We start from the raw sequence: 11,863 nt of genomic DNA, 5'->3' as shown, positions 1-11,863 counted from the left end.
CGAGACAGCAGCGCGATGCGTCGACGCCTGTTCATTGGCCGTATCGAAGTATCGCGCCCGGTCCCGATCAGCCGATGCGCATGCCCGGCTGCGCGCCGGAATCTGGTTCGAGAACCCACAAGCCGCGCCCTTCAGCCGGTTGGTCCTTGCTGCCCGCCGCCGAGAGCACCATGCCTTCGGACACGCCGAACTTCATCTTGCGCGGCGCCAGATTCGCAACGACCACCGTCAAGCGACCAACTAGTTCTTCCGGCTTGTAAGCGGACTGGATGCCGGAGAATACGTTGCGCAGGCGACCCTCGTTCAGGTCCAGGGACAGTTGCAGCAGCTTCGTCGATCCCTCCACGGCCTTGCAATCGACGATGCGCGCCACGCGCAGGTCGACGCGGGCAAAGTCATCGATCGTGATGTACGCGTCGCCTTGCTCACCGCTATCGGCGGATGGTGCCGGTTTGGTCTTGTCGCCGTTGCTGGCGGATTTTGCCTCGGACTTCGCGTTCTTCGCCGACGTTGTATCTGTCGCCGCACCCTCGGACGTCAGGGAATCCCGGTTGGCCGCCAGCAACTTCTCGATCTGCTTGATGTCCACGCGTGTGGTCAGGTGCTTGTAGGGCGACACCGGCTGCGATGATGACAGCGGTTGTGTCACCGCGGCCCAGGTCAGCGGCGCCACGCCGAGCATCTGCTCGACCGCGGCCGCAATCGTCGGCACCACCGGCTTTAAACCGATCGTCAGCAGCCGGAACGCTTCCAGGCTGATGCTGCAAGTCTCATGCAACGCGGCGGCCTGCGTTTCGTCCTTTGCCTGTTCCCATGGTTTCGCGCCATCGACGAAGCCATTGACGGTATCCGCCAACTCCATGACCAGACGGATTGCGCGGCTGTATTCGCGCGCTTCGTAATGTGTGGCCACCTGTGGAATGCCGGCGCGCAGTTTTTCCAGCAAAGGATGCGACATCACCGTGTCGAGCACCTTGCCGTCAAAGCGCTTGACGAGGAAATTCGCGGTACGGCTGGCGATATTGACGTATTTGCCGACAATGTCGCTATTGACACGGGCAATGAAATCTTCGAGGTTCAGGTCGATGTCTTCCACCGCGCTGTTCAGCTTTGCCGCGAAGTAATAACGCAGCCAGTCCGGGTTCAGGCCCGTATCGATAAAGCTGCTGGCTGTGATGAACGTGCCGCGCGATTTCGACATCTTCTGGCCATCGACAGTCAGAAAGCCATGGGCGAACACATTGGTCGGTGTGCGATGGCCCGAGAACTGCAGCATGGCGGGCCAGAACAGCGTATGGAAGCGCAGGATGTCCTTGCCGATAAAGTGATATTGCTCGGTAGTGCTGTCCGGGCGTACCCACTCATCGAAGTTCAGACCGCGCTGCGCGCACAGATTCTTGAAGCTGGCGTAATAGCCGAGCGGCGCGTCCACCCAGACGTAGAAATACTTGCCGGGCGCATCCGGAATCTCGAAGCCGAAATAGGGCGCGTCACGAGAGATATCCCAGTCGCCGAGCTTGTTGTCGCCATCCTCGCCGAGCCATTCGCGCATCTTGTTCGTCGCTTCGGGCTGGGCCAGCTTGCCGACCCATTCACGCAGGAAGGATTCACAGCGCGGATCGGACAGCGTGAAGAAGTAATGGGTCGATGTCTTGCGTACGGGCGTGGCGCCCGAGACCACGGAGTACGGGTCTTTCAGTTCGGTCGGGTCGTAGGTCGAGCCACAGACTTCGCAAGAGTCACCGTACTGGTCCTTCGCCGCGCAGACAGGGCAGGTGCCCTTGATGTAGCGGTCCGGCAGAAACATCGCGCGCACCGGATCGAAAAATTGCTCGATGTCCCGCGTCTGAATCAGGCCGGCATCCCGAAGCGCCAGATAGGTGCGCTCCGACAAGGCCTTGTTTTCCGGGGAGTCGGTCGTGTAGAAATTGTCAAACGAGATACCGAAGTCGTCGAAATCGCGCTTGTGCTCGGTCCAGACCCGCTCGATCAACTGCTTGGGCGTCAGGCCTTCCTTTTCCGCGCGGAGCATCACCGGCGTGCCATGCGTGTCGTCGGCGCCGCAGTAATAGACCTCGTGACCATGCATCCGATGCATCCGGACCCAGACATCGGTCTGGATGTATTCGACCAGATGGCCGATATGAATCGGGCCGTTGGCATAAGGCAGAGCGGAGGTGACGAGCAGGCGGCGGGAAGCGTTGGCTGACATAGGACGTTGGAAAGAGTTCGGTACAGGCTAAGCCCCCGATTCTAACAGTCCGCGCCAAAAAGACCGGGGCAGAACGCCCCGGAGCAACAACGACAAGAGGAGAATGGCACGCTACGGTCAGGCACCGTCACATGCCATCAAGTCAGACAGGCGCAATGCCAGAGAGTTCGCGGTTTTTCTTAAAAAACTACGTTGACCTCTTTCTCGCTCTATGTCGCGCAACGTCGGTTAATTTGTGGCTTACTGTCCGTGCTGGCGCGTGGCGCGGAGAAAGATTTCGACGCGACGATTCTGCGCTCGGCCGGCTTCGGTTGAATTGTCGGCAATCGGCTGGGTCTGGCCGCGTCCTTCGGCAGCCAGGCGATTGGCTGCCACGCCATGCTGCACCAAATAACCCGCAACGCTTTGCGCGCGGTTCTGTGACAACGTCTGGTTATAAGCAGGGCTGCCGGTGCTATCCGTATGGCCGACGACCTGGGCCACCAATTCCGGATTCTCGGTCATCGATTGGGCAACCTGATCGAGGACTGGCGCGAACGACGGCTTGACCTCGTAGCTGTTCGTGTCGAAGGACACCGAACTCGGTATATTCACCTTCAGCGAGCCATCCTGTTGCTCGGTGATCTGTGTGCCGGTACCCTTGCTGGCGCCGCTCAAGCGCGATTTGATGGCGCCCCAGTTATAGCCAGTGATGCCGCCGGCGGCGGCCCCCAGCGTGCCCCCGATGATCGCGCCGGTACGATTGCCCAGCAGGGCGCCGATGCCGGCGCCCACCGCCGCGCCGGCGCCGGTGCCCACGGCGGTATTGGTCTGCTGTTGATTTGCGCACCCGGTGAACAGCATTGCCGTGCACAACACGCCGATTGCTGGCAGGACGGACAGCCGCACGCCGCGGCGAGCTCCAGTGCGGTGAGCGGCGCGGTGCGGGGTGCCGGCCAGGGGTTGACGGGCGAGTAGGGTCTTGCGATTCATCTGAAACTCCTATTGCGGACACGGATACGATGGTCCTGGCAGCGCCAAGAACTGCGCGTTGCCAGGCAACGGAGCCGACTGCGCCATGATGCCGTCGGGCATGCCGCGCAGATCGGCTCGGAAAGAATGGCCGGCTCGACATACAATGCTGCGATCAACCGCGGATGCGAGGCTATGCGGTACATCGAGGGCGGCAACGGCCGCAAAGACGTCGGTTGCTTACCGGGTTTTCCTTACGGGGTCTATCAGACCTCGCACGCCCGATGCGCGACCATGTGCGTAGATGCGGCGGGCTTTTATCCTATCAGGAGCTTGCCGTGCTGCGCTTGCATATGCAATCGATGTAACAGTGCCTTGCAAAATAATCGCCGCGAGCAGGCAGGAGAACAGGATGGTGAACCAGCAAATCGTCGAGGCCGCCGTGGCGGCAGTGCTCGACCCTTATACCGGCGCGCCGCTCGGTGCGGCCAAGGCGGTGCGAGACGTCGTCGTCACCCCCGAGCGCATCACGCTGCGCGTCACGGTCGGCTATCCGTCCGTGTCGGCGGCGCCGACGCTGCGGGCACGCGTGGAGGACGCCGTGCGGGCGGCGATCCGGACGGCGGGAGGGGCTGACGGACAGGACGGCGCGTCGCCTGACGTGCAGGTGGCAATCGACCATAAGATTGTCGCGCACGCGGTGCAGAGGGGGGTGAAGCTGTTGCCGAACGTGAAGAACATCATCGCGGTGGCGTCCGGCAAAGGTGGCGTGGGCAAGAGTACGACGGCGGCAAATATCGCCTTGGCGTTGGTCGCCGACGGTGCGCGCGTAGGGGTGCTGGATGCGGACATTTATGGTCCGTCGCAGCCGTTGTTGCTGGGCATTTCGGGGCAGCCGGAGACGACCGATGGCAAATCGATGGAGCCCATGACCGGTCATGGCCTGCAAGTCAATTCGATCGGTTTCCTCGTGGCGCAGGATAACCCGATGGTCTGGCGTGGTCCGATGGTGTCGTCTGCGCTTGATCAGCTTTTGAACCAGACGAATTGGCAGGACCTCGACTACCTGATCGTCGATATGCCACCCGGTACCGGCGACATTCAGTTGACGCTGGCGCAGAAAGTGCCGGTGACGGGCGCGGTGATCGTCACCACGCCGCAAGACCTGGCGCTGCTGGATGCGCGCAAGGGGCTGAAAATGTTCGAGAAAGTGGGAATCCCCATCCTCGGCATCGTAGAAAACATGAGCATTCATGTATGCTCGAATTGCGGCCATGCCGAACCTATCTTCGGCAGCGGCGGGGCCGAGCGGATGTGTGGTGACTACAATGTGGATTTTCTCGGCGCGCTGCCGCTGGATATCGCCATCAGGCAGCAAGCCGACGCAGGCGTCCCGACGGTCGTGGCGGCGCCGGATGGTGCGATTGCCGGTGCGTATCGGGATATCGCGCGTCGGATAGCGGTGTCGGTTGCGGCGAAGCATCGCGACATGTCCGCGAAGTTCCCGACGATCGTCGTGCAGAATTCTTAGGCAGCAGGGGAGGATAGATGACCGAATGCAAGCAAGCGAACCGTGGCGATGATCTGCATGAAAGACGGCAGGTTGCGGCCCCGCTTGCAGGGTCGGATGCCTTGGCGGGCGTGCCGGCGAAGGGCGCGGCGATGAGGTCGGGTAGATGGTGGCGCCATGCGCGGGCGGCGTGCATGGCCGGCGCTGCCAGCGTGGCGCTCGGCGGGTGCGCCGTTTTTGTGACCCACCCCCTGCGCGCCGATGCGACATTGCGTCCCACGCCTGGGCATACGGCACGTGGCACGGTGGCGCTGACGCAGCGTCCCGAGGGCGTGCAGGTGACATACGACATCGTCGGGCTGACGCCGAACACCGCCCACGCGTTTGCCTTGCATCAGGGGGGCGATTGTGGCGGCCCCGACGCCGGTCACGTCGGGCCGCGTCTGGAGCTGGCCGATATCGTTCCGCCCGGCACGGCGCTGGCGCGCCAGCGGGAAAGCAGCGGCGGTGTCGGGTTGACCCGCGACGCGATCAGTCCCGCCTGGCAGGATGACGCGCTGACACGGATATGGGCGGATGCCACCGGCACGGCCGTGGGATTCTTCGTGCTGCCGGAGATGTCGTTGGACGGCCTGCGGTCCATTGTCGGACGGACCCTCGTCGTGCATGAGGGGTATGTCGATCGCGCGAGCCTTGCCGAGGAGCAGGCCAGGCAGCAGGCCAGGCAGCAGGCCGGCGACGCCGCGGAACGGTCGGCGGCGAAGCGGTCCGGAAAGCCCAGTGGCAAGAAAGGGGCGCCGTCATCCGGCAAACGCAAGCCGGGTGACGCGGATCTGCCGGGCGACTCTCCGGACAGCGTCCATCTGCGCTGGCCGGTACCACCCACGAAGGACCCGGCGGGAGGGGTGCTGGCCTGCGGCGTCGTGCATCGTTGAGCGGCCCGCGACACCGCAGTGGTTTGCGGGTATCTGCTCCCTCCCCCGCAAGCAACGTCTTTACCGCGTGGCAATCGAGTAGAATGCCGCTTTTATCGATCCTGCCGTGCGGTGCGTCCGCGCGGTTGCTCAAGACGCCTGCCCCGAGATGACGATTAAATCCGATAACTGGATTCGCCGCATGGCGGAATCCGACAAGATGATCGAGCCGTTCGAACCCGACCAAGTCAGGGTGGGCGAGCATGGCCAGAAGGTCGTGAGCTATGGCACGTCGAGCTACGGCTACGACATCCGTTGCGCTGACGAATTCAAGATTTTTACCAATATCAATTCGACGATCGTCGATCCGAAGAATTTCGACGAGAAGTCGTTCGTCGATTTCAAGGGCGATGTCTGTATCATCCCGCCGAATTCTTTCGCGCTGGCACGTACCGTCGAATATTTCCGCATCCCGCGTAACGTGCTGACGGTGTGCCTCGGCAAGTCGACCTATGCGCGTTGCGGCATCATCGTCAACGTGACGCCGTTCGAGCCGGAGTGGGAGGGGTATGTCACCCTCGAGTTTTCGAACACCACGCCGCTGCCGGCCAAGATCTACGCCAATGAGGGTGTGGCGCAAGTGCTGTTTTTTGAAAGCGACGAGGTCTGCCAGACTTCGTACCGGGATCGTGGCGGTAAATATCAGTCGCAGGTAGGCGTGACCCTGCCGAAGACCTGAGCGGCGTTGGTTTGGCCCGGAGCCGCCGGCACAGCCGAGACGGACGGCACCGGATCGATCCGGTGAACGGCGCGTGTCGTGGCACCCGCCCGGGTCGCATCGTGACATGGCTTTGCTTTTGTCGCACGGGCTTCACATTATTCGTCCAGGCTTTCTCGTTCTTATTTTCGTCGGGCGCACGTGGTGGCCGGGTTTCTTCGGTATGCCACGCTTTCCTTGACGCGTTTTTCGTCCATCCCGAGTGGCTTCGCTTGCCATCGGCGCTTTCGACGGAGTTCTCCGCATGAAATTTCGCTTTCCCGTCGTCATTATCGACGAGGACTTCCGTTCCGAGAACATCTCGGGTTCCGGCATCCGCTCGCTCGCCGAGGCGATTGAAAAAGAAGGCATGGAAGTACTCGGCCTCACCAGCTATGGCGACCTGACATCGTTTGCGCAGCAGGCGAGCCGGGCATCCTGCTTCATCCTGTCGATCGACGATGACGAATTTGGTCTGGTGGACGACAACGAGGCCGGCGAACTGGCGCACGCGATCGTCGCGTTACGTGCATTCGTGGATGCGGTGCGCCGTCGCAATGCGGACCTGCCGATTTTCCTGTATGGGGAAACGCGCACGTCGCGGCATATTCCGAACGATGTGTTGCGGGAGTTGCACGGCTTCATTCATATGTTCGAAGACACGCCGGAGTTCGTCGCGCGTCACATCATTCGCGAGGCGAAGACCTATCTCGACTCGCTGGCGCCGCCGTTTTTCCGTGCCCTTACGCATTACGCGGCCGATGGTTCCTATTCGTGGCACTGCCCGGGCCACTCGGGTGGCGTGGCATTCCTGAAGAGTCCGCTGGGGCAGATGTTCCACCAGTTCTTTGGTGAGAACATGCTGCGTTCGGACGTCTGCAACGCGGTGGACGAGCTTGGCCAGTTGCTGGATCACACCGGCCCGGTGGCACGCTCCGAGCAGAACGCCGCGCGGATCTTCTCGGCCGATCACCTGTTCTTCGTCACCAACGGCACCTCGACGTCGAACAAGATCGTCTGGCACGCCACCGTGGCGCCGGGCGACATCGTGCTGGTGGACCGTAACTGCCACAAGTCGATCCTCCATGCGATCACGATGACGGGTGCGATTCCGATTTTCCTGACGCCCACGCGGAACCACTACGGCTTGATCGGTCCGATTCCGCTCGACGAGTTCCGCCCGGAGAACATCCGCAAGAAGATCGAGGCGAATCCGTTCGCGCGCGAGGCCTTGCAGAAGAATCCGTCGATGAAGCCACGCATTCTGACGATCACACAGAGTACCTACGACGGGGTGGTGTACAACGTCGAGATGATCAAGGACCTGCTCGGCGATCTGGTGGATACGCTGCATTTCGACGAAGCCTGGCTGCCACACGCCGAATTCCACAGCTTCTATAAGAACATGCATGCAATGGGGCATGACCGGCCTCGTACGCGGGCGCTCGTGTTCGCCACGCATTCGACGCACAAACTGCTGGCCGGCATCTCGCAGGCCTCGCAGATCCTGGTGCAGGATTCGGCGCAGTCGACGTTCGACAAGCACCGCTTCAATGAAGCGTATCTGATGCACACGTCGACCAGCCCGAACTACGCGATCATCGCTTCGTGCGACGTGGCGGCCGCGATGATGGAAGCGCCGGGCGGCACCGCGTTGGTGGAGGAGTCGATCGCCGAAGCGTTGGACTTCCGTCGCGCCATGCGCAAGGTGGGACACGACTACGCCGAAGACTGGTGGTTCTCTGTATGGGGGCCGGACTCCCTTGCGAACGAAGGGATCGGCGACCGGGAGGAGTGGATGCTGCGCCCCGGTGATCGCTGGCATGGCTTCGGTAACCTGGCTGACGGTTTCAACATGTTGGACCCGATCAAGGCGACCATCGTCACGCCGGGCCTCGACATCGACGGCGAGTTCGGCGAAAGCGGCATCCCTGCCGCGATCGTGACCAAATATCTGGCCGAACACGGCATCATCGTCGAGAAGACCGGTTTGTATTCGTTCTTTATCATGTTCACCATCGGCATCACCAAGGGCCGCTGGAACAGCATGGTCACCGAGTTGCAGCAGTTCAAGGACGACTACGATGCGAACCAGCCATTGTGGCGTGTGCTGCCGGAGTTCGCGGCTCAATTCCCGCAATACGAGCGAGTAGGGCTGCGCGATCTGTGCAACCAGATCCACAGCGTCTATCGTGCGAACGATATCGCACGGGTGACCACGGAGATGTATCTGTCGAATATGGAGCCGGCGATGAAACCGGCAGATGCCTTCGCGAAACTGGCCCACCGGGAAATCGATCGGGTACCCATCGACGAATTGGACGGACGCGTTACCAGTATCCTGCTGACGCCGTATCCGCCGGGCATTCCGTTGCTGGTCCCCGGTGAGCGATTCAACAAGATCATCGTTCAGTACCTGAAGTTCGCACGCGATTTCAACGAGCGCTTTCCAGGCTTCCATACCGACATCCATGGTCTCGTCGGCGAGGTGATCAACGGTCGCATCGAATATTTCGTCGACTGCGTGCGTTGATCGTTTCGCACACTGCACCGTCGGCGCTACGCTGCGCCGATGTCTCTTACGACAGCTGCGCCGTGTCGTTTTTTCACCGCATCGGCATTGTCGTTCCCTTCGGAAATCCCATGCAAAACCCTGCCGCGCCGTGCGTTTTCCGCACGCAGGCGCACCGCAGCGACGATCTTTGAGATACTTGTCTGAAATATTGATATTCGCGCCGGCGCCAGGCGCCGGTCTGCACCGCCTGGAACGACGATGAAATCGCCCGAAGACCTCACTGTTTCCGCGCGCGCCGCATGGCGCAAGCCATTCGTGTTCATGCACGGCTCGGCTCGGCGGTTCGTCGGTCCATTGGCGGCGTTGGCGCTTTGCGTGGTCTTGCTAGTGGTGTTCCAACATATCTTGCGGCGTGTCGACTACCCGCAGATCGTTCGCGAGCTCCGTGCACTGAGTCTGAATGTCTGGGCCGCCTCACTGGCTGCCACGGCGGTGAGTTATGTCGCGCTGGTGGCGCGCGATTGGGCAGGACTGCGCTACGTGGGCGCCACCGTCAGCCGCACGAACCTGTGGATCGGCGCGAGTGTCGGTTCCGCGCTTGGTAACGTGACCGGTTTCGGCGCATTGACGGGGGGCGCGGTACGCTTGCGCGTCTACGGGGCGAACGGCGTGCAGCCCGCCCAAGTTGGTCGCTTGACGGCGTTCACCAGCGTAACGCTGGCGCTGACCCTGGCAGTGATGACCGGTGCCGGCATGTTGTTCAGCGCGACCCACCTGGCACCGATGTTCCGTCTGCCGGCATGGATGCTCCGGATCATGGGCGGGATGATCGTGCTCGCCTTCGTCGCCTTGGTGATGGGCTGTGGCAAGGAAGCGCGGGCAGTGCGATTAGGCGCGACGCGCCGCACGGCCAACGCGGTCGAATTGGTGGGTGAGCCCATCGAGATCGTGGCGGGCTTCGATGGCGGCGCCGCACCCGCGGTCGCCTCGCCGGCGCCGTCATTGCCGCGCTGGATGCGATGGTTCAACGCGCTCGGCTTGTCGGTGCCGGCGCGTAATGTGTTGCTGGCGGAAATGGTGTTCTCGATCGCCGATGTCGTGACCGCCGGGCTCGCGCTATGGGTCATCTTGCCGCACGCCGATGTCGGCTTCATCAATTTCGTTGCGATTTATGCGGCCGCGCTACTGCTCGGCATGATCGGCCATACGCCGGGCGGTCTCGGTGTGTTCGAGGCCGCGATGGCTTTCGCGCTGGGCCGTAGTGTGCCGTTGTCGTCGATCGTCGGCGCGTTGCTGGCCTATCGGGTGATCTATTTCGTCCTGCCGCTGCTGCTTTCCGCGGCGCTGCTGGCGGTCTTCGAAGGGAGGATGCTGAAGTCGAAGCTGGCGCCGGTGCGAATCGGCTGGCTGGCCCCGGTGTTTCTCAGCACGCTGACATTCGCCGTCGGGAGCATGCTGGTGCTCTCGGGCGCGGTGCCGGCTTACAAGACGCGCTTGTCGGTGTTGAAGGACTGGTTGCCGCTCTGGGTGCTGGAAAGCTCGCAGATACTGGCCAGCTTGTTCGGCGTGTTGCTGCTGTTCGTCGCGCGGGGACTGTTGCGTCGGCTCGACGGTGCGTGGTGGCTCGCAACCATTATCGTGTCGATCAATCTCGCCTTGTCGGTAACGAAGGGGCTAGCGTTCTTCGAGGCCGGGGTGTTGCTGGTCATCCTCGCGTTGCTGCTCTTGTCGCGGCGGCAATTCAATCGATCGTCCTCGCTGTTCGCGGAGCGCTTCACGTTTGGCTGGATGGTGTCGGTCGGCATTGTCCTCGCGCTGTCCGTCTGGCTCATGTTTTATGCGTTCCGTAACGTGCCATACACGGACGACCTGTGGTCGGCTTTTGCGTTCGACGAACGCGCTCCGCGGGCATTACGGACCGTGCTGGGGGCGGTGCTACTTGCCGCGGCGTTGTCGGTCTGGCAATTGCTGCGGCCCGCGCGCGGCCGGTTTGTCGCGCCGCCGCTCTCGGATATCGCGGATGCGGGCCGCATCGTGCGCGCGCAGCCACGTAGTGATGCCGGCCTTGCCATGATGGGCGACAAGAGCTTTCTGTTTTCCAAGTCGCGAAAGGCCTTTCTGATGTATGCCAAGCGTGGCCGCACGTGGGCCGCGTTGCATGATCCGGTCGGGGCACGCGACGAATGGGCCGGGTTGATTCGCGAGTTCGTGGCGTTGGCGCATGCGCATGGTGGCCGCGCGGCGTTTTATCAGGTGCGGGCCGAGGCGCTGCCGTTGTATCTCGATGCGGGTCTGACGCTGGTCAAGCTCGGAGAGGAGGCGCAGATCGACCTGCATGCGTTCGAGATGACGGGACCGCATCGCGCCAATTTGCGTTATGCGATGAAGCGGGGTGAAAAAGATGGTCTTTCCATGCAAGTAGTGGACAAGGCGCACGTCCATGCGTTCGTGCCAACCTTGCGCCGTATCTCGGATACCTGGCTGGACAGCCGTTCGGCAAAAGAGAAGAGTTTTTCGGTCGCCGCGTTCACACCGGAATATCTGGCGTCGCAGAGCGTGATCGTAATTTCGCAAAATGGCCTGCCCGTGGCGTTCAGCACGTTCATGACGACCGATTTAAACGAAGAGGCGACCATCGGCGTCATGCGGCATTTGAATGAGGCTTCGCCGTACACGATGGAATACCTGTTCACGTCGCTGGCCTTGCATCTGAAAAAAGCGGGTCTGCGCACGTTGAGCCTCGGCATGTCGCCATTGTCCGGCATGACGCCCAGCCCGTTGGCCTCGCCGTGGTTCCGTCTGGGTGCACTGACGTGGCGATTCGGCGGGCGTTTTTACAACTTCCGCGGTTTGCGCGCGTTCAAGAACAAGTTCACGCCACAATGGGAGCCCCGTTATCTGGCCGCGTCGGGATCGGTGGGCGTGTTGTTTACGCTCGCGGACCTGTCGTTGCTCGCTGGCGGGTGGCGCTCCTGATCGCGGTGCGGCGCAAGGCACACAGGGA

At 62.0% G+C, this 11,863-nt stretch carries 7 protein-coding genes; 5 read left to right on the top strand and 2 right to left on the bottom strand.

The window, feature by feature from the left end:
• Window positions 1-67: 67 nt before the first annotated feature.
• Complete coding sequence (metG, locus tag WM40_RS00040; protein ID WP_024902713.1) at window positions 68-2,212, bottom strand: methionine--tRNA ligase; 2,145 nt, start codon at window positions 2,210-2,212, stop codon at window positions 68-70.
• A gap of 240 nt (window positions 2,213-2,452) precedes the next feature.
• Window positions 2,453-3,055: an OmpA family protein gene (locus tag WM40_RS00035; RefSeq protein WP_046151951.1), complete on the bottom strand. Its 603-nt coding sequence runs from the start codon at window positions 3,053-3,055 to the stop codon at window positions 2,453-2,455.
• A 520-nt stretch (window positions 3,056-3,575) separates the two neighbouring features.
• On the opposite strand from WM40_RS00035, the gene apbC reads away from it, so the two are divergent.
• From apbC to mprF, 5 genes are all read left to right on the top strand, one after another.
• Window positions 3,576-4,694 carry an iron-sulfur cluster carrier protein ApbC gene (gene apbC, locus WM40_RS00030; RefSeq protein WP_024902715.1) on the top strand — a complete coding sequence of 373 codons (1,119 nt, stop codon included), beginning with the start codon at window positions 3,576-3,578 and terminating at the stop codon, window positions 4,692-4,694.
• A 17-nt stretch (window positions 4,695-4,711) separates the two neighbouring features.
• The gene (locus WM40_RS27490; protein ID WP_052738086.1) at window positions 4,712-5,608 is read left to right on the top strand and encodes a superoxide dismutase family protein; all 897 of its coding nucleotides are present in this window, start codon (window positions 4,712-4,714) and stop codon (window positions 5,606-5,608) included.
• Window positions 5,609-5,756: 148 nt separating this feature from the next.
• A complete protein-coding gene (dcd, locus tag WM40_RS00020; RefSeq protein ID WP_024902717.1) occupies window positions 5,757-6,326 on the top strand; it encodes a dCTP deaminase in 570 nt (189 codons plus the stop codon).
• A 283-nt stretch (window positions 6,327-6,609) separates the two neighbouring features.
• The gene (locus WM40_RS00015) at window positions 6,610-8,877 is read left to right on the top strand and encodes an arginine/lysine/ornithine decarboxylase (RefSeq protein ID WP_024902718.1); all 2,268 of its coding nucleotides are present in this window, start codon (window positions 6,610-6,612) and stop codon (window positions 8,875-8,877) included.
• A 240-nt stretch (window positions 8,878-9,117) separates the two neighbouring features.
• A complete protein-coding gene (gene mprF / locus WM40_RS00005) occupies window positions 9,118-11,835 on the top strand; it encodes a bifunctional lysylphosphatidylglycerol flippase/synthetase MprF (protein ID WP_413783791.1) in 2,718 nt (905 codons plus the stop codon).
• Window positions 11,836-11,863: the final 28 nt, after the last annotated feature.

Origin of the sequence: Robbsia andropogonis, from assembly GCF_000970345.1 — a bacterium.
Taxonomy (GTDB): domain Bacteria; phylum Pseudomonadota; class Gammaproteobacteria; order Burkholderiales; family Burkholderiaceae; genus Robbsia; species Robbsia andropogonis.
The sequence above is the reverse complement of the archived record's forward strand: the minus strand, read 5'-3'. Positions and strand labels throughout refer to the sequence as shown.

Excerpts from the sequence above, each read along its gene's own strand:
- metG (WP_024902713.1), bottom strand. The coding sequence starts at position 2,212 with ATGTCAGCCAACGCTTCCCGCCGCCTGCTCGTCACCTCCGCTCTGCCT.
- WM40_RS00035 (WP_046151951.1), bottom strand. The coding sequence starts at position 3,055 with ATGCTGTTCACCGGGTGCGCAAATCAACAGCAGACCAATACCGCCGTG.
- apbC (WP_024902715.1), top strand. The coding sequence starts at position 3,576 with ATGGTGAACCAGCAAATCGTCGAGGCCGCCGTGGCGGCAGTGCTCGAC.
- WM40_RS27490 (WP_052738086.1), top strand. The coding sequence starts at position 4,712 with ATGACCGAATGCAAGCAAGCGAACCGTGGCGATGATCTGCATGAAAGA.
- dcd (WP_024902717.1), top strand. The coding sequence starts at position 5,757 with ATGACGATTAAATCCGATAACTGGATTCGCCGCATGGCGGAATCCGAC.
- WM40_RS00015 (WP_024902718.1), top strand. The coding sequence starts at position 6,610 with ATGAAATTTCGCTTTCCCGTCGTCATTATCGACGAGGACTTCCGTTCC.
- mprF (WP_413783791.1), top strand. The coding sequence starts at position 9,118 with ATGAAATCGCCCGAAGACCTCACTGTTTCCGCGCGCGCCGCATGGCGC.